This is a genomic window from Bacteroides neonati (assembly GCF_000499785.1).
Classification (GTDB): Bacteria; Bacteroidota; Bacteroidia; order Bacteroidales; family Bacteroidaceae; genus Bacteroides; species Bacteroides neonati.
Genome location: NZ_HG726019.1, coordinates 380,645 through 404,305, shown reverse-complemented (window position 1 = coordinate 404,305; position 23,661 = coordinate 380,645). Strand labels below are relative to the sequence as shown.

Genomic DNA, 23,661 nt, shown 5'->3' with positions numbered 1-23,661 from the left:
GAATGCGTTGCTTTGCTATGCGAAAACCAAAGACCTATAAATCTCTGCTATGCCTACAGCGAATAATCTTCATTCGATAGACCTTTTTACCCGGTTCTTTCAGGAGAATCAAGGACGTTTTTTGTCCTTCGCCTATTCTTATATAAAAGACAAAAGTGAAGCAGAAGATATCTTAATGGAGTCAATGTTTACATTGTGGGAAAATCGAGAGAAATGGGACAAAGACTCCAACCTGCAAGCACTACTGCTCACCATCATTCGCAACAAAGCTCTTAACTACTTGGCACATGAGCAAGTGCGTCTTCGTGCCGAAGAAGACATTAACATCCACAAACAGCGAGAACTCGATTTACGCATCTCTACCCTGGAGGCTTGTGAGCCTAACACCATCTTCAATTCAGAGATTCAGCACATCGTCAACAAAACACTCAGCCAGATGCCCGAACAAAGTCGTCATATATTCGTGCTGAGCCGTTATCAGAATACGCCTAACAAAATGATAGCCGAACAGCTTGGGATATCAGTCAAAGCTGTAGAATTCCATATCACTAAAACACTAAAAATACTCCGTACCGAACTAAAAGATTATCTTATTTCCATTCTTTTTTAAAAAAACTTCCATTTTCCATTAGGGTTGTGCCAAGTGAGCCTGTTATATATACCTTAAATCCGCAGTCATATTATTTTCAGAGAATCCAAACACTTGAGGATGAATAACATCCTCAAGGTTTGGTTATGTCACAAGATTCACCTAAATTAGTGCTACCAAACAAACCATAAAGGTACTTGTGCATATGACAACAAAAATAGCCATAAAATCAGATAATATCACTCCTTTTGGGGGTATATTTTACGCAATGGATGAATTTTCTCGTTTAGGACTGAATTCCGTGATCGATAAATCTTTAGGATTACGTTCTTCCTACGCCGGTTACCAATATAGCGAAATTATTTCGAGCCTATTTTGGATCTACTATTGCGGCGGTGACCACATCGAAGATATCGGCAAACACCTTGGCAAACATCTTGAATTACGCCCGGATACTGAAATCCCCAGTCCGGATACTTTATTGAGAGGCATAAAAGAACTCGCAGAATTGGATATCCACTATACTTCCCAAAAAGGAGCAAGCTATGCTTTCAATAAGGCGGAACAGCTTAATAGTTTGATGCTCGATATGCTCCTTCAAACAGAACAACTCAAGCCAAACACGCTTTATAACTTGGACTTCGACCACCAGTTTATTCCCACAGAAAAGTATGACACTCAGTATTCTTACAAGAAAAAACGTGGTTATTTCCCCGGCACGGCAACTATTGGTGGTAACATTGTTGGTGTGGAAAATCGGGCCGCAAACGCAAATGTCCGTTTTCGTCAAGCGGATACGCTCCAACGGACTTTTCGTCGTTTGGCCGATAGGGGAATATTCATAGACCGTTGCCGGATGGACTGTGGTTCTTATTCGGAAGAGATTATCCGTATGACACATGGCTACTGCAACAAGTTCTACATACGAGCCGGCAAATGTCAGTCTCTGTATGAAGAAATGACGAAAATCACAGATTGGAAAAAAGAAGAAATCAACTTCGAGAATTATGAAGTGACCTCCATACCTTTTACTTCCTTTTTGCAAGAAGAAAACTACCGACTTGTTATTCAAAGGCAAAAGCGTAAGGACAACCAATTGGACCTATTTGATGGTGAATACACCTATCGGTGCATCTTAACCAATGACCATGAAAGTTCTGAAAAAGACATTGTACTCTTCTACAATGCTCGTGGAGCCTGTGAAAGAACATTCGACATGATGAATAACGATTTCGGGTGGAGTCATCTTCCCTGTTCATTCCTCAAAGAGAATACAGTATTCCTGCTACTTACAGCCATGGCTAAAAACTTTTATGCTTACCTTATTGAGAAGGTTGCAGCCGTGTTTGAAGATATTGAACCGGTAAGCCGAGTCAAACGATTTATCTTTCGATTCATTACAGTTCCTGCGAAATGGGTAAAGACAGGCAGACAATGGGTACTCAATATTTATTCCGACAAACCATACAAGTTGCTTTGGAGTCCGTAAAAACAACTTTTCGTGGGATTACTTATGCCTTCAGCTAACTGGGGAAAGGGGAAGCTATGCCCTATAACCTGAAATCAAGGAGAAAAGCAGGGGGAAAAGCTACGAGTAGGAACTATTAGGTGAATTAAATCGCTATTTGAATCAGTTATAAATTAGCTGCGGATTTGAGGATATACAGAAACCAGAAAAACAACCACCATGGATCAACATACATTATTCAAGTATTTTAAAGGAAATGCCACGATCGATGAAGAAAAGCAGATTCTTGATTGGGTAGATGCTTCGAACGACAACAGAAAAAGCTTTCAAAAAGAACGCATGTTGTATGACATAGCCTTGTTTTCGAGCGACAAGCAACAACAGAAACAGAAAAGAATCCGTATCTTTTCACTGCTTCAATGGAGTGCCCGTATAGCTGCCGTTGCAGTACTGGTAATCGGTATCGTTTTTTTTGTGAGAGAGTATCGCTATAATCAGATAGCTCAGTTGCAAACCGTCACCGTTCCTGCCGGTCAACGCGCACAGATAACCTTAGCCGACGGCACAAAGGTGTGGTTGAACTCCAAGTCGACACTGACGTACGCTTCCAACTTCGGACGTGAGGAAAGAAACGTTGAATTAGATGGTGAGGCTTACTTCGAGGTAGCCAAAAACAAAAAAATCCCTTTCTATGTAAATACCGAAAAGAATAAGGTACGGGTGGTAGGCACCAGCTTCAATGTATGTGCTTACAGCGGTACGAACGAGTTCGAAACAACACTTGTCGAAGGTATCGTCGATATCTATCTTGCCGGCAACGACAAACCCATCACCCGTTTAACAAAAGATGAGTTCTTTGGAGAATACAATGGAAAATACAAAAAAACAGTCCTCTCTTCCTACGAATACCTGAGATGGAAAGAAGGTTTATATTGCTTTGACGACTCCTCTTTCAGCTGTATTCTTACCCGCTTGGAGAAGTACTATAATGTAAATATAACCGTCAAAAATCCAAAGGTACTTGACTACCGCTGTACTGGTAAATTCAAAGAACAAGACGGCATTGAACATATACTAAAAGTGATACAGAAAGATCATAAATTCGGCTATACCATCAACGAAGGAAAAGATAGCATTAGTATTCAATAGCAAGTAAACGAGAACAATATAACCTTTATAAAGTACAAACCCCTTAAAATTTAAGAACCATGAAAATATAACAAAAGCTTATCCCCACAAAAAAAGAATCGGAAAGTACCCCCATACTTTCCGATTCAAAAACAGTCAAAAATCGACCTTAATCAATTTATTAACTTAACACATTACAAAGATATGAGAAAAATTTCTTTGCTGAGGCATTATTGCCCAAAAAGTTTTGTATCAAAGCAAACATTGTTAACCATGAAGATCACCCTATTCCTTCTTCTATTCATTTCATTTCAAGCATACAGCTCGGATGGACACTCGCAGAACGTGAAGATTAGCATCCCCCATGCTAAAATGAAGGTAAGCGACTTACTTTCAGCGATCGAGTCTCAAACAGAATATCTCTTCGTTTATAACAAAAAGAACGTAGACATTCGCCGCACAGTCGATGTAGAAGCCAACAACAAAGCCGTTTCCGAAATATTGGATGAAGTTTTTGAAGGCACCGAACTAAAGTATGTAATGGAAGGCAACAACATTGTGCTCACGAAAAGAGCCGAGCCAACGGCTTCCGTACAGCAGAATAATAAAATAGCAATCAAAGGTAAAGTAACCGACATGAATGGCGAACCCATCATCGGTGCCAACGTATTGGAGAAGGGAACGAGCAATGGCTCCATCACCGATTTAGATGGAAACTTCAACTTAACCGTTCCCGGTAATGCTGTACTGGTTGTTTCGTACATAGGCTACTTGCCACAAAACATTGCCGTAAACGGACAAAAGGTATTCAACATAAAAATGCAGGAAGAGGCACAAGCCTTAGAAACGGTTGTAATTACGGCAATGGGTATCAAAAAGAAAGAAGCCTCTTTAACCTACTCGACTCAACAGGTTGAAGGCAATGAGTTAACACGGGCTAAAGACCCCAATATGATTAACGCCCTTGCAGGAAAATCGGCTGGTGTGCAGATCACCAAAAACTCTTCGGGCTTGGGTGGCTCTGCCAAAGTATCTATCCGCGGCGTACGCTCTTCTTACGTAAATGGAAACAACCAACCTCTTTACGTTATCGACGGTGTGCCCATGCTTAACTCCATCAACGAACAGGCATACAGTGCAATGGGTGGAGACAATGACGCAGGTAACCGCGACTCGGGAGATGGTATTTCTAACTTAAACCCGGATGACATTGAGAGCATGAGCATTTTGAAGGGAGCTTCGGCTGCCGCACTTTATGGCACACAAGCAGCCAACGGTGTGATATTGATTACGACGAAAAAAGGCAAAGCAGGTATGCAACGAATAACCTTCTCTTCCAACCTAATGGTCGATCAAGCTATTTGCCTGCCTGAGTTTCAAAACCGATACGGTCAGCAAGGAGCAGATAGCTGGGGAGATGAGAATAATAGCATGTCCGATTATAAGAATGTAGATAAATTCTTCGGCAATGGAGTTACCGCCATTAACTCACTGACAGTGACGGCAGGAAACGACAAGCTGCAAACCTACTTCTCTTATGCCAACACGACAGCCAATGGTATAATAGATACAAATAAGTTGCAAAAGCACAATTTGGCCTTGCGCGAAACAGCCAGCTTTTTCAATGACCGGTTGAAGTTAGATGCCAACGTAAATTTGATTTCGCAAACGATTAAAGATCGCCCCAGTTCGGGAGGATACTATATGAATCCGTTAATCGGTCTATATACTTTCCCTCGCGGAAAAGATCTATCCGAATATAGAGACAACAATGGCTTCGAAAGATTTGATAGAGACAGACAGATGCCCTTGCAAAATTGGTACACCGCCACCAATGGTTTTGAGCAAAATCCGTATTGGCTTACCGAAAGAGTAACCAGTAAAGACAAACGCTATCGTGGTATTGCATCGATCAGTGCCAACCTAAAAATAAACGATTGGTTTTCGATACAAGGCCGTGGAAACATCGACTTTATCAACGACAAGTTTCAACAGAAGATGTACGCAGGTACTTCCACTGATATAGCTCATAAGAACGGACGATACATCGACCTGAATAGCCAAGAGTTTATGACCTACGCCGATGCTTTGGCTATGTTTAACAAGACATGGAACAATTGGTCTGTCAATGGGGCAATCGGTGGTAGCATCAATGTAACCAAATACAATTCATTAAGACTGGATTCGGGTAAATCGGGACTTTATAAAGCAAATGTATTTAGTGTTGCTAATATGTTATTGAATATTGAGGGCACCTCTTTTATCAATGAAACGCTCGACCAAAAACGTGCCATTCAATCCGTATTCGCTACAGCACAGGTTGGTTGGAAAGAGAGCTTATACCTTGATTTAACAGCACGCAACGATTGGTCTTCGACATTGGCCAATACAAAAAGTGAGAAAACAGGATTCTTCTACCCATCGGTAGGTCTGTCCTGGATCATAAACAAAACGGTCAAACTTCCCGAATGGATCTCGTTTGGTAAAGTTCGCGGTTCATGGGCACAGGTAGGTAATGATTTACCAATAGGTATCACCAGCCCGGCACAGACCATCTTAGCCGGAGGTGCAATTAAACCCATCGATTATTACTTCGACGAAGATTTAAAGCCCGAAATCAGTACTTCACTTGAGTTCGGTACCGAATGGAAGTTCTTTAATAACCGCATTGATTTAGATTTCACATACTACCGTACCGACACAAGAAATCAACTGCTTAGAGTCAATACAACAGCCGCAAAACGGAAGTACCTCTATATCAATGCGGGTAAAATCCGTAACTATGGTGTCGAAGTATCGCTCGGAGCAACCCCTGTCATGACCAACGAGTTTCGCTGGAAAACGATGTTCAACTTTTCAACCAATAAGAACGAGGTAATCTCCTTGGGCGGTAACGAATCGTTCAGTTATGCAACAGCCGAAGTAGGAATTCCTTATAAAACGCAAGTCACAGAAGGAGGTTCATTAGGCGATATCTACGGAAACACCTTCGAACGCGACAGTAATGGTAAAATTAAGATAGAGAAGGGACTGCCCATAGTAAAGACAGACAAGAGCTCTTATATCGGAAATGCCAACCCGGATTGGTCTCTAGGATGGAGCAACACGTTTACATACAAAGGGTTTAATCTTTATTTCCTCATTGATGCACGTGTGGGTGGCGACGTTATTTCGTTAACGCAATCGCAGCTCGATTATCGCGGCGTAAGCAAAGAGAGTGGAGAAGCCAGAGCACGCGGCTATGTAGAGTTGGAAGGCAATAAGATTACAGACGTAACCGGCTTCTATCGGTTGGTAGGCGAGCGTGGTACAGGTACCACCGAATACTATCGTTACGACGGAACCAATATCCGCTTGCGCGAACTTTCGATCGGCTATTCATTCCCTCAAATGCTCCTTGCTAAAACAAAAGTATTTAGTGGAATCGACATCTCACTGGTAGCACGCAATTTATTCTTCTTCTACAAAGATGCTCCATTCGATCCGGATGCAACACTCTCGGTAGGAAATGATAACCAAGGACTTGATGTATTCGGCATGCCGTCTACCAGAAATATGGGATTCAATATTAAATTTACATTCTAAACTTGTAGTAACCATGAAAAATAAATTCAAATTCACCACCGCATTATTAATGAGCGGCATTTTAGGATTTTCTGCATGTACAGATAGTTTTAAAGACTTTAATGCCACCAATGGAGCCTATACCGATGAATTGCAGAAGTATGACAATCAAACGAATTTAGTTCCGTTTGCCACTATTCAGAAGGGCATCATCTACCAAACCGGTATCGAGGGTACTGATTGGCAGTACCAAGTTATGCAAAACCTGGCGGCTGATATGTATGCCGGTTACTTCCACGACATGAATGGCAGTTTTAACGACAAGAACTCGACTTACAAGCTTAATGATGGATGGACGAGTGCGATGTGGACTACTACCTATTCGCAATGTATGCCTATCATCTTAAACTCCGAAGAGCTCAATACCGAGAAAGAATTTCCGTTGTTTAATGCCCTTACCAAAATATTAAAAGTAACGACGATGCATCGGGTTAGCGACTATTACGGTCCTATCCTCTATCGTAATTTTGGTAAAACCAATGCAGCACCCGAATCGCAAGAACAGGTTTACAAGAATTTCTTTGAAGACTTAGCATCGGCTGTCACTCTCTTGAAAAACTATAAAGGTGCCGAAACTTTTGCAGAAAGTGACATTATGATGCCTGAAGGCAAAAGAACGCATACTCAATGGCTGAAGTTTGCCAATTCACTACGCCTCCGCTTGGCGATGCGCATATCGAATGTAAACCCTACATTGGCTGCTCAAGAAGCCAAAGCTGCCTTAGATCCGGACAATGGAGGAGTGCTTGAGAAAGCGAACGAAACAGTAGGTCAATACGGCATAAGAAATCCGTTGGGTGGTGTCAGCGCGTGGAGTGAGGTATATATGAATGCCAGCATGGAGTCATTTATCACCGGATATAAAGATCCACGCCTGGAAGCCTACTATGTAAAGGCAGTAGGTGGATCGAATGAGGCACAAGGCAACATCCCCGAATTGTCACCCATTGCCGGAAAATTTAAAGGTGTACGCCAGGGAAGTGGAGTACCTGATAATCGTTACATAAATCACTCTGCCACTTCCATCACGATTGGTCACAAAATCATTATTATGACAGCTGCCGAGGTATGGTTCCTTCGCGCAGAAGCAGCATTAAGAGGCTACGTCACTGACAAAACAGCCAAAGAATGCTACGAAGAAGGAGTCAAAACCTCTTTCTCACAATGGGGAACTGCCGGAGTAGACGATTACTTGCAAAGCAATGCCACTCCAAGCAAGTACGTCGACGCTTTCAATGCTGCATTTGACGCAGAACCGACTACAACCATTACTCCCAAGTGGGACGAAGCAGCCACAAATGAGCAGAAATTAGAAAGAATCATCACCCAGAAGTGGTTAGCCATCTATCCCGAAGGATGTGAAGCTTGGGCTGAGCAACGTCGCACAGGCTACCCGAAACTGTTCAAAGTCGTTGTCAACAACAGTGACAAAGTAGCCGGTCAGAAGATTGACACCGACATCATGATACGCCGTATCTTCTTCCCACAAAGTTATAAAACAGATAACGCTACGTTGTACAACGCCTTGGTAAGTGCGTTAGGCGGAGCCGATAACGGCGGAACCCGTTTGTGGTGGGATGCCGGTAAGAATAATTTTTAAATCACAAAGGTATAAGTAAAGCATTTTAATTAGTAGTGTTTTTCTAAAGTAGTATTGGTTTATATAGGGAAAAAGGTTGGAGGGAGTAATGCCGGATGGCATTACTCCCTTTTCTTTTAGCTACAAAGAGCATATTTATAAATGCAATACCAACGGCAGCGTATCGGCAACCACATCAAGCTGCATACACAAAAACATGGGGATGTTGCTATACAAAACATCCCCATGTTCTATATAGTAACACCCCCATGTTTTAGCAAAAGAAGTAGTATATCCTTCCAAACACGATATAGGGTACAGTGTGTGTAATTTATCCTTGTTTATGCACTGAGCAAACGGTTTTTATTCATAAGTGAGTACGGGCAGCTCATTTCTCAATGCGCCCAACGCATTCAGTGCCAATGCCTCCATCTCATCCTCACCGGGATATACATGAACAGGGGCAAGAAAAGAGACGCGCTCTTTCAGGCGAGAAACCACATACTCATTGTGAGCAATACCGCCGGTCAGCAGAATGGCATCAACCTTACCGTAAAGCACGGTAGCAGCAGCACCGATGCCTTTGGCTATGTTATAAATCATAGCATTGAGTATCAGTTCGGCATGCGTATCGCCAGCTTCGATCTGTTTGATGATAGCGGGTACATCGGTTGTGCCCAGATGTGCAGTCAGTCCGGCTCTTCCCGAGATGCGTTTCTTTAACTCATCTTTCGTGAGCGTTCCACTAAAGCAGAGGTCGATCAACTGCCCTGCCGGAAGTGTTCCCGCACGTTCGGGCGAGAAAGGTCCTTCGCCATCTAGCGCATTATTGGCATCAATCGCCCTGCCGTGTTGATGGGCAGCGATAGAAATACCTCCGCCGAGGTGGCAAATAATAAGATTCAGGTCTTCGTAGCGACAGTGCCGTTCGGCTGCAAAGCGTCGGGCAATAGCCTTTTGGTTCAGAGCGTGCCAAATGGTAATGCGAGGCATCAGCGGAGAACCCGATATACGGGCTACATCGTCGAGTTCGTCGACCACACCCGGGTCGGCAATAAAGGCACGACAACCGGGAATGGCTTTCGCCAGTTCGTCGGCAATCAATCCCCCAAGATTACAGGCATGGGTACGCATGGCGTGAACGGTATCGTTCTTCATCGCATCGTTCACCTCGTACACCCCACCGGGGATGGGTTTCACCAGTCCGCCGCGACCAATCACCGCATCAAATTGAAGGGCAATGCCCTCTTTCTCGAGCTGAGACAGAACGAGCGATTTGCGAAACTCGAACTGATCGGCCACCGAGTGGAAAGCCGCCAATTCATCGACCGAGTGCCGAATGTTACGAACCAAAATAGGACGTTCGTCCTCGTAAACAGCTATCTTCGTCGAAGTAGAGCCGGGATTGATAACCAGAATCTTCATAAGGAGTGATGAATTATGGGTGGTTAGTTAAGAATTGCCACACGTTAGGCATGCCATGGCAATGCTGTAATATTTGGATAGGCCGGAATCGCTACGCGAAGGTAGCACCACCGGACAAATAGGCCCTTGCAATAAGCCTGCCATATCCGCCTTGGCAAATAAAGCGACAGATTTATAAAAGGTGTTTCCAGATTCGATATTGGGAAATATCAGTACATCGGCCTGCCCGTTAATAGGCGATACAATGCCTTTGATATCACCACTTGCCTGCTCGCAGGAGGTGCGTACATCGAGCGGCCCGTCAATAATAACATTGCCAAACTCTCCGGCTTCGGCCAGCTCGACAATGTTTACGTAATCGAGCGAATGGGGAAACTTGGCACTTACCTTCTCGGTACAATGAATGAGCGAAACACGAGGCTGCTCAATACCAAACCGACGGCACGTATGAATGGCATACCATATCATTTCAATGCGTTGTTGCAAAGTAGGCCGGGGAATGACGGCAGCATCGGAAAAGAAAAGAAACTTATCGTAGGTAGGGATCTGCATCATAGACAGATGCGTCAATATTTTGCCTTTGGGAAGAATTCCTTTTTCTTTGTCCAGAATAGCGTGCAACAGATTATCGGTATTGATGATGCCTTTCATCAGAATATCGGCTCCTCCCTCGCGAATAATGCGAACGGCCTGCCGGGCAGCCTCGTCGGAATCTTCTACATGAATGATGTGTACGAACTCCGGATATTTTTTCAATGCAGGATATTTCTCCAATGCAGCAGAATCGCCAATCATGATAAATTCGGCAATTCCCTCTTCGAGCGAACGCGATACAGCATATTCGGTATTAGGGTCGTTGGCACATACTACTACAATCCGCTTGCGTTGATGAAGGGCTTTAAGATGAGATGTAAGTTGGGCAAAGTTTCTAATAGGTTCCATAACGATAGATTTTTAGCAAATATCCGAAAAAGGATTGAAATGTTATGCATGCGAAAGCAGAAAAATAGAGAGGTGCACTAACATTTTGATATTTTTAGTTACCGACGAAAAAACTAGGCAAAAATGGGTGTTACTCTGTAGTGAATATGTATTTTTGCAAAAAGAACTAAAAAACATGAATACCCTGACCCTACCTCCCTATCTGCACGAAGGCGACAAGGTTGTCATCGTGTCTCCTTCCGGAAAAATAGATAAATCGTTTATCGCAGGTGCACGCAAGCGTCTCGAATCTTGGGGACTGAAAGTAACCCCGGGCAAACACGCAAACAGTTCATCGGGACGCTATGCCGGAACCATCAAACAGCGACTCTCCGACCTTCAGACTGCCATGGATGATAAAGAGGTGAAAGCCATCTTCTGTAGCCGAGGTGGGTATGGGGTCATTCACCTTATCGACAAACTCGACTTTACACTCTTCGCTCAATACCCGAAGTGGCTGATTGGTTTCAGCGATATTACCGCGCTGCATAACCTGATTCAAGAAAAAGGTTTTGCTTCGCTACACGCTCCCATGGGGCGTCATTTAACAGTCGAGGCTGCCGACGATCCATGTTGTACCTATTTGCGCGACGTATTGTTTGGCAATCTTCCGACCTATAGCTGCAAGAGACATAAGCTAAACCACAACGGCACCGCCCGGGGCATCTTGCGAGGGGGCAACCTATCCGTGTTCTATGGTTTGCGAGGCACTCCCTATGACATACCTGCCGAAGGAACAATTCTCTTTATCGAAGATGTAAGTGAACGCCCGCATGCAGTGGAACGTATGATTTATAACCTGAAACTGGGTGGAGTGCTCGAGCGCTTATCGGGCCTTATCATCGGACAATTTACCGAATACGAAGAAGACCGCTCATTGGGCAAAGACCTATATGGAGCACTAGCCGATCTGTTGAAAGAGTACGATTATCCCATCTGTTTTAACTTCCCGGTGGGGCATGTCACTCACAATCTGCCGCTTATTTGCGGAGCCGAAGTAGAACTGACGGTGGAAAAGAAATCGGTCGATTTATCTTTTATCTGTTAATAATTCATTCGATCTGCCCATCATCTGTCGAAAATCACTAATTTTGAGGCTTGAACAAAAAAAGATGGATATGAAGAAGAACTATGTGATGCTAATGGCGGGACTGTTGTTATTTTCGACCCTCTCGTGCGGTAACAAAAGCAAAACAACCGACGAAGAGGTGAAAAAGGAAACCGTAAAGGCTCCTGTGTTTGATGCCGATAGTGCTTATCAGTATGTAAAGGCACAGGTAGATTTCGGTCCGCGTGTACCCAACACCCGGGAACATATAGCTTGTGGCGACTATCTGGCTGCACAACTGGAAACGTTCGGTGCCAAAGTAACCAATCAATATGCCGACCTGATAGCCTACGATGGTACACTACTCAAGGCACGGAACATCATCGGCTCTTACAATCCCGAAACGAAAAAGCGTATTGCGCTGTTTGCTCACTGGGACACACGCCCATGGGCCGACAATGATCCGGATGAAAAGAATCACCACACCCCTGTTCTCGGAGCCAACGATGGTGCCAGCGGCGTAGGTGTATTGCTCGAAATAGCTCGCCTCATTCAACAACAGCAACCCGAACTAGGCATCGACCTGATCTTTCTGGATGCAGAAGATTACGGCACACCGCAATTCCACAATGGAGAGGCAAAAGAGGACAGTTGGTGTTTGGGGGCACAGTACTGGGCACGCAACCCTCATGTGGCGAATTACAATGCCCGCTTCGGTATTTTACTTGACATGGTAGGGGGTAAAAATGCAACCTTCTACAAAGAGGCTTATTCGGAAAAGTATGCCAAAGACGTAAACACCAAAGTCTTTAAAAAAGCCAATAGCTTGGGCTACGGACGCTACTTTATCGACGAAAAAACGGGTGCAGTGACCGATGATCATCTCTTCGTTAATCGCATTGCCCGGATTCCGACAATCGACATTGTGCCCAACCAAAGTGAGGCCGAACTATCGAGCTTTGGCGACACCTGGCATACCGTCAATGATAACATGGAGCATATCGACCGGAATACCCTCAAGGCGGTAGGTCAAACGGTACTCGAGGTTATCTATAACGAACGATAGATAGGGGGCATGACTCACTTACCACATTAGCAAATTAATAAATTATTCAATATGTCAATTAACGAATTACAAGACGAGGTTGTTGCCGAATTCAGCGACTTTGATGACTGGATGGATCGCTATCAGCTACTGATCGATTTAGGAAACGAACAGCAACCTCTCGACGAGAAATATAAAACGGAACAGAATCTGATTGAAGGCTGCCAAAGCCGCGTATGGCTGCAAGCCGATGAGGAAGATGGAAAAATAGTGTTCAAAGCAGAGAGCGATGCCTTGATTGTAAAAGGAATTATCGCTTTACTGATCAAAGTCGTTTCGGGGCATACACCCGATGAGATTCTGAATGCCGACCTTTATTTTATCGATAAGATTGGTCTGAAGGAGCACTTATCACCTACGCGTAGCAATGGGCTATTGTCGATGGTTAAGCAGATGCGTCTCTATGCCTTAGCTTTCAAAGCACGAGGAAATCAATAACAAATTCGCAATCGCAACAAATGGTTAATGACGATGTAGCCTCACGACACATCATCATTAACCATTTGCTTTTTTAGCTGTTACTTCGCTCCTACTCCTCTTCTTTAAATTCCAATATGTCGCCGGGTTGACAATCCAGCTCTTTACATATAGCCTCGAGAGTAGAAAAACGAATCGCCTTTGCCTTCCCCGTTTTGAGGATAGAAAGGTTTGCCGGAGTAATGTCTACTTTCTCCGCCAAATCACCCAAAGAGATCTTTCTTCGAGCCATCATGATATCGAGGTTTACTATTATAGGCATAAATACTTCTTTTTATTACTTGGTTAGGTTAAATAGTTAGGTCTTGCTCTTCTTTCATTCGCAATCCGATAGCAAAAACTTCGCCAACAATTAAACCGACAAGCCCCAACACGAGTGTTAAGTTAGAAATAAGTTCGCCTGTCGAAAACGAGTAGCCGGAAACACTGAATATACCTGAAAGCTGCCAGGCCATAATCCACGAAGGAGTGGCCGAAAAGAGAAAGGTAAGTACCAGCAGTATGCCCAACCACCGAAGCCGGCGCACATTCTTCCAGTTAAAGATATCGGATTTATTGATCGAAACAATCAGTTTAAAGAAAATGATTACAGAAAAGAGGCTTACAAAAATATAGCAGAAAGAACTTAAATTGGCAACAAGCATCAACCATATATTAGGTTCGGACTTGACACTTACCAACAACTGAGAATAGAGTGCAGGCACATATTCTCCAGACTTTTCATTGTACACAGAGTCTTTCATCTCGGTAAGGTCGTTCGGCATCAGTGCTACTATCTTAAGATCTTGTATGGCACTAAGCTTCGCCTTGTCCTTGGCTTGCTCCATACCCGCACGAACTCCCGACATGAACATGCTACTCAGGTTATAGGTCGACTCAAATACCGAGTAAACAAGTACCAGCATGACCAAGAGGCAAAGTATATTCAATCTTTTTTTCATCGCTTATTCTTCTATTATGATGGTTTCTATATTTGTTTTGTCTTTTTTCCACGGATAAGCAATCGTAGTACGCCTCATTAGGAGATAAGCACCAACGAAAAGCACCAGGGAAAGGATGGTTAACGCCAAACATACAGACTCGTTTTCAATTAAGTCACTCATGTGCTGCACATCCGGATATTTCAAGCTGAGATAAACCGAAAGGCTATTATTAATAATGTGTACTATGATACAGGGAATCAGACTGGCCGTTTTATAGTACATCCAAGCCAGCAACAGACCAATAAGACCTGCACCTACCACCTGAATGGGGTTAAGATGGACAACTCCAAACAGCAAGGCTGAGATAATAATGGCCTTCGGGGGGCTGTATTGCTTCAGGAGTGCTTTGGTTATGGCACCGCGAAACAGCAGTTCTTCCAGAACCGGGCCAAGCACAGCAATGCCAAGAATACCGATCCATCCGGCTTGTAGCAAATCAAATGTCTCTTTCATCAAATCGGGAAGGTGCAGATAAGACATCAAGAAAGCCAACAACCAGATACCTGAGAAAGCAATAACCAACGTCAAGCCCATATAAGAGGGCGATACAATGGACCAAGTAGCCTTTTCCGTACTGATATAGCCACACTTCCAAAGCCAAAGCCCCATCAAAGCGATGGAAAGGAACAACGAAGGCGAAAGACTCATTGATTGAACCGTCGACAGGTCTCCCCCCGTAGCCAAGACATAAATAGCAAAGGGAATAAGCATTAGGAAAGCACTCAGGATTTGAATCCCGAAATGGATAAAGACGAGCTTGATGGCTATTTTCATTTTGTTTTAGGATTACGAGTTGGCAACCGAGTTGCAAATAAATAAAGCCAGCATAGAAATTGATACCACTAACAACGAAATACTCATAAATGATTTTTTCATACTAGTATTGCTTTTAATAATTGTTATTCAATGATTATTTATCGTTTTTCGATATGCAAAGAAAAGGGTTATTTTCTAACTGGCAAAAGAACATCCCATTATTTTATCGAAAAACAATAAATAATCCATGTTTTACAATAAAAGCAATCAAAAACGGCTCTATGTAGCGAAGTGAATAAGAAAAATTTAGCAAAGTAGCGATTCAACAGTATCTTCATCTTTTTGCATTTGCAGCACTAACTCATCGACCGTATCAAATTTAAGCTCTTTACGCAGGTGTTTTACAAAGGAGATCGTCATTGGTTGATGATAAATATCGGCATCAAAATGAAGAATATTAACCTCAATGCTTTTGCTGCCATTATCAAACGTAGGACGGTGTCCGATATTGAGCATTCCCTTATAGGTTTGCCCGGCTAGGGTAACATACACTGCATATACCCCATCGGCAGGAACAAGCTTATCGCAATCATCGACTTGCAAATTGGCGGTAGGAAAACCTATTTTACGCCCAAGTTGATAACCACCGACAACAGTTCCGCTCAGAAAATACGGATATCCCAAATAGCGGGCAGCATGATCTACCTCACCACGCAGCAACTGTTCACGAATAACAGAAGAACTTATATGCAAGGTATCATCAGCATAGGCACGAGCCCGCAATACCTCCATACCGATGGTAGCACCATGAGCTCGATAGCTGTCAAAGCCTTCGCTCCGGTTATGCCCAAAGCGATGATCATAGCCAATGACCAAGCACTGCACACCGTAGCGCTCTTTGAGTATGTTGCTCATAAACTCCTGTGCAGTGAGATGGGATACTTCGGGGGTAAAGTCAAGCATGAAACAGTAATCGACTCCTGTTTCGGCCAGTAGGGCTGTTTTCTCCGCTTGTGTCGTGAGTAATTGTGGATGATACCCCGGATTCATCACCTTACGGGGATGTATCGGGAAGGTAATGAGTGCCGATGGCAGTCCACGGGCAGCAGCCGCCTCCTTCACCTGCTCGATGAGGAAGCGATGCCCCTGATGCACGCCATCGAAAAAACCGATGGTTGCTACACAGAGAGGAAGCGACATATCTGGAAAATGGTGAAAAGTCTGCATATCTTTGCTTGGCACTATTGAATCATTTAGACAAAAAGAGTTCCCCAATCCTCGCCTGCTTGCGGCGTATAGGTCGACATACCCAGTGTACGGGCTGTTGCACAATTGGCCTCAGAGTCGTCTATGAAGAAGGTTTGTTTGGGGTCGATACCGGCATCATCAATAACGGCTTCAAAGATTTCGGCATCGGGCTTCACCATCTTCATCTCATAAGAGAGGTATATCTTCTCAAAATAATCTTCAACACGAAAGCCCCGGTAAGGAAAAGCATGCTTGCAAGACCATTTCCAATGAATCTCGTTGGTATTGCTGAGCAGATATACCACATACTTTTCGCGCAACTTCAACAATAGGTCGAGCTTAAACGTGGGTATATCCACTAAAAAGCTATTCCACACGGTATCGATCTGACGGTCGGTGACTATCTTGCCCATCTTATCGCGAATACCGTTACGAAACTCGGACGCCGTAATGAGTCCTTTTTCCTGCTCCATGAAGATGCCTTGCTGATGGTACACATCAAGCATTTCATCTGCATCGGACAAGCCAAGTTTCTTAAAGTTTTCAATACAACGCGGACGGTCAAGATTGATTAGTACACCACCAAAATCAATCAGAAGGTTTTTTATTCCTTTTCTTTTCATGAGTTTATTTCTGAATTAAACGCTGAACAAGGCGAATCAACTCACCTACCCACAACACAGCAGAGGAAGAGGCGATAAGGATAAGCCATGTTTGCCAGTCAAGTGGCTCGGTACGAAAGACAGCTCCACCGAACTGTACAATCAAAATCTGTCCACCCAAAATGGCGAACACGATGAGCACCATGCCATAAGATTTGAATAACCCCTTAAATGCCGAATCGGTTGTACCGAATACACGGGCATTGAACAGGTTCCAAAACTGCAACATAACAAAGAAGGTAAAGAAGATGGTGAGTCTATGCACCGTCATTCCCCCAACAGCATTTGTAAAATAGTAAATCATTCCCATCAGCACAATCAGAAAGACCACTCCCACACCAAAGATATTGGCCTGCATCGGTTTACTGATAATGAAATCGGTAGAACGACGGGGCTTTTCTAACATCACACTCTCACTGGGCGGGATAGAGGCCAGCGCCAAAGCAGCAAACGTATCCATGATAAGGTTCACCCAAAGCATTTGGGTAACAGTCAAGGGTAGTTCGGTTCCGACAAACGATCCTAATAGCACAATGAGCAATGCCACGAAATTAATCGTTAGCTGAAATACGATGAACCGTTGGATATTCTTATATAAGGAGCGTCCCCACATCACGGCCGTACCGATACTGTTGAACGAATCATCGAGCAAGGTTATATCGCTGGCTTCTTTGGCCACCGAAGTTCCGGTACCCATCGACAAGCCGACTTGAGCGTGATTAAGCGCAGGAGCATCATTGGTTCCGTCGCCCGTTACCGCTACCACAGCCCCCTTTTGTTGAAGCAGCTGTACCAGACGTTGCTTATCGGTAGGGCGGGCGCGCGACATGATCTTCAGGTCCATCACACGGTTCAAGGCTTCTTCGTCGCTCAGTTCGGCAAAGGCAACTCCGGTAATACGGTTGCGTTCGGTATCTTCGGGTTTCCACAAACCAATCTGACGGGCAATCTCTGTAGCAGTACCGGGCGTATCACCCGTTACAATCTTAATACCGATACCGGCCGACTGACATTTAGCTACCGCAGCAGGTACATCCGAACGAATAGGATCGGAGATAGCAACGACACCCAGGAAGTTCAAGTCATTTCCATCAACCAGTGCCACACAGTCATCCGGCGCATTGTCGTCTACAATCTTGAAAGCAAAGCCCAGTGTGCGCATCGCCATATTCTGATAGGTCAGCAATTGAGCTTCGACCGTAGAGCGATACTCAACACTGTCGATACGCTTACCGTCGAGAATAACTTCTTTACATTTTCCCAATACAATCTCGGGAGCACCTTTTATATAGAGTACTTTCTTGCCTATCAAGGGCGATTTGACCAACGTAGCCATGAACTTGCGTTCGGTCGAGAAGGTTAGTTGATCGAGTATCTTCGTATTTTCTCTTATCTCCAGGTAATTGCGTTGCTGCGCATTGAGCCACAACAGCAGGGCTACTTCGGTAGGGTTGCCCACCCCTTTGGGCTTCTCTCCGGTTCCCATCTCTTCGAGGAAAGCTGTGGAATTCGCACTGATACCCTCTACGATCAACTTACTGATATCATCATCGGCCAACTGTCCGCCCGATTTCAATCCGTAGAAGTTAGGCTCGTGTACCTGCATCAGGTTCTGTGTCAATGTACCGGTTTTATCGGTACAGATTACCGTAATGGCACCCATTGTTTCGCAGGCATGCATCTTACGCACCAAGTTATTTGTCGAAAGCATGCGACGCATATTCAGTGCCAGACTGAGTGTAACACTCATAGGCAGGCCCTCGGGAACAGCCACAACAATAAGCGTGACGGCCATCATAAAGTATTTCAATACGATCTGCGCAATGGCCAGATATTCGGCCCAGCCCGTCACCTCATGTGTAGCAAAGTAATGGTACAGGTCTTTACTGACGAAGATAATGAAAGTAGCACCGGCTACCGTAAAGCCGATCTTCCCAATCAGTTTGGCCAGTTTAGTTAATTGAATATTCAAAGGAGTTGCCTCACCGCTTTGTTCGGTACTCTGACGGGCTACTTTTCCAATCTCGGTGGCATCGCCAACGCAAAGCACCTTCATCATACCGTGTCCGTCGACCACTGTTGTTCCACGCATCACTCTATTCGAGGCATAGGTGGCTTCTTCGTCAAACTCGGCTTCGTTGGTCGTTTTGGCAATTACCGGTTCGCCGGTAAGGTTCGATTCATTAACCTGCAACGAGATCGACTCGGTCAGCTCTCCATCGGCAGGAATCTCTTCGCCTGTTTCAAGGGCTACCAAATCGCCTACTACCACATCTTTGCGTGGTATCTCCTGAATGCGTCCGTTACGAATCACCTTCACAAGCGTTTCTTCATTGACCGCATTTAATAAATCAAACTTCTTATTGGCATCGTACTCAAAGTAGAAGCCAATACCTGTAGCCAGCAAAATGGCGGCTATGATTCCGATTGTTTCAGCATACTCATTTTCAATAATAGAAATAATGAGAGAAAACAAAGCTGCCACAAGCAGCACCCGTACCACGGGATCTTCAAACTTTTCGAGATAGAGTTTCCACAGCGAGGTACGTTTGGGAGGTGTCAACAAATTTACACCATGCTTCTCGCGACTTTGTAAGACCTCAGCATCTGTGAGACCTAAATGAGAGTAATCATCTTTTATTGCAGCCATGTTAGATACATGCATTTAGTTAGGATTGCAAAAATACTATTTTTAATCGGTATAGCACCTGTATTAAACCTTTTTATGAATCGAGTGAATGCCGAATTATGACAATAATGAAGCCAAGCGCTCGAGCAGGAGTTTTGCCGACACCGGTTTGGTCATGAAATCGGTAAAGCCGCTCTCGGCTGCTCTCTTCCGATCTTCGGGATAAGCAAAAGCTGTCAGTGCAATGATAGGGATAGATGAAGACAATTGGCGGATAGCTGCCGTTGCCTCGTAACCATCTACCTCGGGCATCCGTAAGTCCATCAAAATCAGATCGGGCTGCTGTTGCAAAAACAGAGAGACGACCTCTTCACCGTTGTGCGCCCATAATAGGTGATATGTACCTGAAAGGATTACCTCGCACAATCGATAGTTATCTTCCATATCTTCGGCAATTAAAATTGTTTTCTTTCCTTCGGAAGGTTTATGGTTATCGGTAGCTTCAACGACATCGTTCACTGTTGTTTCCACCTGCTTTTCACTGATTGCCTTGGGCTTAACCTTCGGTTGGAAAGGAATCATAAACCAGAAAGTGGAACCTGTGCCCAAAACCGATTCGACACCCAGTTTCCCCCCTAGCTTTTCAACAATTGTCCGGCAGATAGAAAGTCCCAACCCCGTTCCGTTTTGCCCTTTCTCTAACTTGACGAAACGATCAAAAACCGTCGACACTCTCTCTTTGGGTATCCCTGCACCATTATCAGTTACATAAAAATAGAGAGACCCTGAGCGAAGTTCCCAGCCAAACCGAACGATACCATCAGGAGTAAACTTAATGGCATTTGATATAAAGTTGGAGATTACTTGTGCCAGGCGGTTGCGGTCGGTATACATCGTACACGGAGAGGACACAGTGTCTCTGACTATTTTCGTTTGTACCCCCATTTCACTTACTTTCATCGAGAAGAGTTGCTCCAGGTCAGACATCAATAGGTTGATATCAACATCTGAATAAACAAACTCGAGGGTTCCGGCCTCAATCTTCGATATATCCAATATATCATTCACCAATTGAAGAAGTAGTTCATTGTTTGTTTTCACGATTTCGAGATATTGACGCTTTTCCTCGTCTGTTTTAGCCACAACCAAGAGCTCGGAAAATCCAACGATAGCATTCAGGGGTGTACGAATCTCGTGGCTCATATTAGCTAGGAAAGCCGATTTAGACCGATCGGCATGCTCAGCTTTCTCTTTAGCTTCCTGCAAAGCCTCTTCGGTATGCTTCAGCCGGGTGATATCGTGAATTGTAATGACTAGGTGAGGCTTATCGTTGATCAATAGGTAAGCACCGGATAATTGAGCATCATGCACCTTAGATTCTTTCTCGGATACTTGAATGGTAAGAGAGGCTTCGAAGTCAATAAAACTCGATTTCTGCTCGAACGATTGGTTCAGCATCTGTCGCACCGGACACGTCTGACACATCACATGGGAGCCACATCCACCCTCTGCCGAGAGTGCATTGCTACACCTCAACAAGTCTCCGATCCGCTTCTCTGCGGAAGTCTCTATCGTCTCTGTGCGACTATAATAATTTGTTGCTAATACTTTTAAGTCAGAATCAATTAAAAGCACATAGGCATGTACGTTTTTCAGGACAGCGCGAGTTACGGTATTGGCCTTTTTCAACTCACCGGTCTCTTGATCCAGGTTTTTCCGTGTTTTCAATCTCTTGCTTCTCTCGATGCCCAATGCGACTATTAAAGCAACGCATAAAACAACCGTAGCGATTTCTATCATCATAACTCACCAACTATTAATTTATTAACCTGAATTAAGCATTGCAAAGATAATTCTTTCTCTTTAAAAAAGAAAAAGCCCGAACAAAAAAGTATATACTTGTGTTATAATAAAAAACAATATATTAAAATAAGCATTATGAAGTACATTTGCACTGTCTGCGATTATGTTTACGACCCGGCATTAGGCGATCCCGAAAGTGATATTGAACCTGGCACACCGTTTGAAGACATTCCCAATGATTGGGTTTGCCCACTTTGTGGTGTAGGTAAAGAAGATTTTGAGCCGTATATAGACTAATCCACAAGGCTCATCAAAAGAGATGGCTAATGATTAATCGGAAAGTGCAAATCTGCTTATTTCCAATTGATCATTAGCCATTTAACGTATTTACATTTATGCAAGAGAACTTCTACTTACGCTCTCTGATATCACTGCTCGCCTCGACCACATTAACCACGTAGTCGCCTAGCTTTTCACACTCAACAATAATATCCATGTAGTGTACACCCATCTGATAATCGTATTCTTTATTATTCACATCGAGAATGTTCTGGTTCTTCAACTGATTGCGATAGTTGTTGATTTCCTTTTCCAGATTGAACGATTTATTGACGTCTGCCATTTGATGTTCGGGTTTTTCGAGCGTTACGATCATCTGCGAAAGTGCATCATTGGTCAGCTTCATCATGAAGTGAATATGCTCGTATTGCTTCTCCGTAAAGTCTTGGTTGTTTTGATGCTTGCGATCAATGGTTCGTGCCAGGTTGTAGCAGCTATCGCCAATGCTTTCAATTTCAGTCACTTCACGCAACATGCCACGTATCTGCAATTTACTTTCCGAGCTTAAACGTCCTTCAGACACTTGATTAAGGTAGTTAGCAATCTCCAACTCCATGTTATCGCTGATATTTTCGTACTTCTCTATACGGCTGAACAGTTTATTGAAGTCGTCATCCTTCTCGGTATGAAGCAAATCCTGCACCATACCAAACATACGATGAATACGCTCGGCAAAGAGGTGAATCTCCTTACGTGCCTGTAGGATAGAAAGCTCGGCGGTCGACAACATACCACCCGTAATGAAACGTAAGCGAGGCTCTTCATCCTCTTCCTTGGGATGAATAATGGCACAAACAGTACGCTCAATAAGCTTCACGCCCCAGATAAGCAAGCAAACATTACAGATATTAAAGATAGAGTGGAAGGCGGATAACTTATATGAAATCGCCACTTCGGCACTACCCGGATAGAAGAAGGTGTCGACCACCCAATTGACAAACTCCATAAATGGGTGGAAGATAAGAAGTACCCATATCACTCCAAAAACGTTGAACACAAAGTGCGCCAGTGCCGCTCGTTTGGCTTGAGAGTTGGCGGTAATAGCGGCTAAGTTGGCCGTGATGGTCGTACCGATGTTCTCGCCCAGCACCAATGCCGCTCCCAGCTCGAGACTGATCCATCCGTTGGCACACATAATCAGTGTGATGGCCATTGTTGCAGCCGATGCCTGCACAATCATCGTAAGAACCGTACCGATAAAGAGGAACAACAGGACGGAGAAGAAACCCATATCCGTATAGTTCTGCACAAAAGCAAGCATCTCGGGATTCGCGTTCAGGTCGGGTGCATTCGACTTCAAGAACGAAAGCCCCATGAACAGAAATGAGAAACCAAACAAAAATTCGCCAATCGACTTACGCTGACTCTTACCCGAGAAGATAAGCGGAAGCGCAAAGGCCAGTAGGGGAAGGGCGAAAGCAGCCATATCGACCTTGAAGCCAAACACGGAGATGATCCAAGCCGTCACCGTGGTTCCGATATTGGCACCCATGATAACGCTGATTGACTGAACTAAGGTAAGCAACCCTGCATTTACAAAACTAACCACCATCACGGTGGTTGCCGAAGAGGACTGAATGAGGGCGGTAATCAACACTCCTGTTAAAACTCCCGTCACTCGGTTGGTGGTCATAGCTGTCAGAATACTTCGTAGTCTATCACCCGCGATTTTTTGCAAGCCCTCGCTCATTATTTTCATTCCGTAAAGGAAAAGCCCTAATGAACCGATGAGCTTTAAAAAATCATAAAAAGAATATTCCATCTATAATTATATTAATAGTTATTTGTTCTCTGATTGATTATACCTATATTTAGCG

Annotated in this window: 19 protein-coding genes; 9 read left to right on the top strand and 10 right to left on the bottom strand. The window is 44.1% G+C overall.

The window, feature by feature from the left end; genetic code table 11:
• The first annotated feature begins 49 nt into the window (after positions 1-49).
• From TY03_RS01490 to TY03_RS01470, 5 genes are all read left to right on the top strand, one after another.
• Positions 50-610, top strand: a complete 561-nt coding sequence (locus tag TY03_RS01490) for an RNA polymerase sigma-70 factor (protein WP_042366692.1) — start codon at positions 50-52, stop codon at positions 608-610.
• 184 nt (positions 611-794) lie between these two features.
• Positions 795-2,078 carry an IS1380 family transposase gene (locus TY03_RS01485; RefSeq protein ID WP_042366226.1) on the top strand — a complete coding sequence of 428 codons (1,284 nt, stop codon included), beginning with the start codon at positions 795-797 and terminating at the stop codon, positions 2,076-2,078.
• Positions 2,079-2,276: 198 nt separating this feature from the next.
• The gene (locus TY03_RS01480) at positions 2,277-3,206 is read left to right on the top strand and encodes a FecR family protein (RefSeq protein WP_042366691.1); all 930 of its coding nucleotides are present in this window, start codon (positions 2,277-2,279) and stop codon (positions 3,204-3,206) included.
• Positions 3,207-3,389: 183 nt separating this feature from the next.
• On the top strand, positions 3,390-6,770 hold the full coding sequence (locus TY03_RS01475; RefSeq protein WP_042366689.1) for a TonB-dependent receptor: 3,381 nt from the start codon (positions 3,390-3,392) through the stop codon (positions 6,768-6,770).
• Between the two features lie 13 nt (positions 6,771-6,783).
• A complete protein-coding gene (locus TY03_RS01470; protein ID WP_042366687.1) occupies positions 6,784-8,409 on the top strand; it encodes a SusD/RagB family nutrient-binding outer membrane lipoprotein in 1,626 nt (541 codons plus the stop codon).
• A gap of 342 nt (positions 8,410-8,751) precedes the next feature.
• Here TY03_RS01470 and buk read toward each other — a convergent pair whose 3' ends face one another.
• Together buk and TY03_RS01460 are read right to left on the bottom strand one after the other, a co-directional pair.
• Positions 8,752-9,813, bottom strand: coding sequence for a butyrate kinase (gene buk / locus TY03_RS01465; protein ID WP_042366685.1), 1,062 nt, complete (start codon positions 9,811-9,813; stop codon positions 8,752-8,754).
• Positions 9,814-9,840: 27 nt separating this feature from the next.
• Complete coding sequence (locus TY03_RS01460; RefSeq protein ID WP_042366683.1) at positions 9,841-10,755, bottom strand: phosphate acyltransferase; 915 nt, start codon at positions 10,753-10,755, stop codon at positions 9,841-9,843.
• Between the two features lie 175 nt (positions 10,756-10,930).
• Between TY03_RS01460 and TY03_RS01455 the strand changes: the two genes are divergently transcribed.
• The 3 genes from TY03_RS01455 to TY03_RS01445 all read left to right on the top strand — a co-directional run bounded on the left by TY03_RS01455 (position 10,931) and on the right by TY03_RS01445 (position 13,385).
• The gene (locus TY03_RS01455) at positions 10,931-11,842 is read left to right on the top strand and encodes a S66 peptidase family protein (protein WP_042366681.1); all 912 of its coding nucleotides are present in this window, start codon (positions 10,931-10,933) and stop codon (positions 11,840-11,842) included.
• A gap of 70 nt (positions 11,843-11,912) precedes the next feature.
• Entirely contained in the window at positions 11,913-12,908 is a 996-nt protein-coding gene (locus TY03_RS01450; protein ID WP_042367269.1) for a M20 family metallopeptidase, read from the top strand.
• A gap of 51 nt (positions 12,909-12,959) precedes the next feature.
• Positions 12,960-13,385, top strand: coding sequence for a SufE family protein (locus tag TY03_RS01445; protein ID WP_042366679.1), 426 nt, complete (start codon positions 12,960-12,962; stop codon positions 13,383-13,385).
• 91 nt (positions 13,386-13,476) lie between these two features.
• Here the strand turns inward: TY03_RS01445 and TY03_RS01440 are convergent, their stop codons facing one another.
• The 7 genes from TY03_RS01440 to TY03_RS01410 all read right to left on the bottom strand — a co-directional run bounded on the left by TY03_RS01440 (position 13,477) and on the right by TY03_RS01410 (position 21,505).
• Complete coding sequence (locus TY03_RS01440; RefSeq protein ID WP_042366677.1) at positions 13,477-13,686, bottom strand: helix-turn-helix domain-containing protein; 210 nt, start codon at positions 13,684-13,686, stop codon at positions 13,477-13,479.
• 28 nt (positions 13,687-13,714) lie between these two features.
• A complete protein-coding gene (locus TY03_RS01435) occupies positions 13,715-14,365 on the bottom strand; it encodes a DUF2975 domain-containing protein (protein ID WP_042366675.1) in 651 nt (216 codons plus the stop codon).
• A 3-nt stretch (positions 14,366-14,368) separates the two neighbouring features.
• A complete protein-coding gene (locus TY03_RS01430; RefSeq protein WP_042366673.1) occupies positions 14,369-15,181 on the bottom strand; it encodes a CPBP family intramembrane glutamic endopeptidase in 813 nt (270 codons plus the stop codon).
• 288 nt (positions 15,182-15,469) lie between these two features.
• Entirely contained in the window at positions 15,470-16,390 is a 921-nt protein-coding gene (locus TY03_RS01425; RefSeq protein ID WP_042366671.1) for a bifunctional riboflavin kinase/FAD synthetase, read from the bottom strand.
• Positions 16,391-16,416: 26 nt separating this feature from the next.
• A complete protein-coding gene (locus TY03_RS01420; RefSeq protein WP_042366668.1) occupies positions 16,417-17,034 on the bottom strand; it encodes an HAD family hydrolase in 618 nt (205 codons plus the stop codon).
• 4 nt (positions 17,035-17,038) lie between these two features.
• The gene (locus tag TY03_RS01415; RefSeq protein WP_042366666.1) at positions 17,039-19,723 is read right to left on the bottom strand and encodes a calcium-translocating P-type ATPase, PMCA-type; all 2,685 of its coding nucleotides are present in this window, start codon (positions 19,721-19,723) and stop codon (positions 17,039-17,041) included.
• A 96-nt stretch (positions 19,724-19,819) separates the two neighbouring features.
• Positions 19,820-21,505: an ATP-binding protein gene (locus TY03_RS01410; RefSeq protein WP_042366664.1), complete on the bottom strand. Its 1,686-nt coding sequence runs from the start codon at positions 21,503-21,505 to the stop codon at positions 19,820-19,822.
• Between the two features lie 135 nt (positions 21,506-21,640).
• Here TY03_RS01410 and rd point away from each other — a divergent pair, with 135 nt between their 5' ends.
• The gene (gene rd, locus TY03_RS01405; RefSeq protein ID WP_042366661.1) at positions 21,641-21,802 is read left to right on the top strand and encodes a rubredoxin; all 162 of its coding nucleotides are present in this window, start codon (positions 21,641-21,643) and stop codon (positions 21,800-21,802) included.
• 112 nt (positions 21,803-21,914) lie between these two features.
• Here rd and TY03_RS01400 read toward each other — a convergent pair whose 3' ends face one another.
• A complete protein-coding gene (locus TY03_RS01400) occupies positions 21,915-23,606 on the bottom strand; it encodes a Na/Pi cotransporter family protein (RefSeq protein WP_042366659.1) in 1,692 nt (563 codons plus the stop codon).
• Positions 23,607-23,661 lie beyond the last annotated feature (55 nt).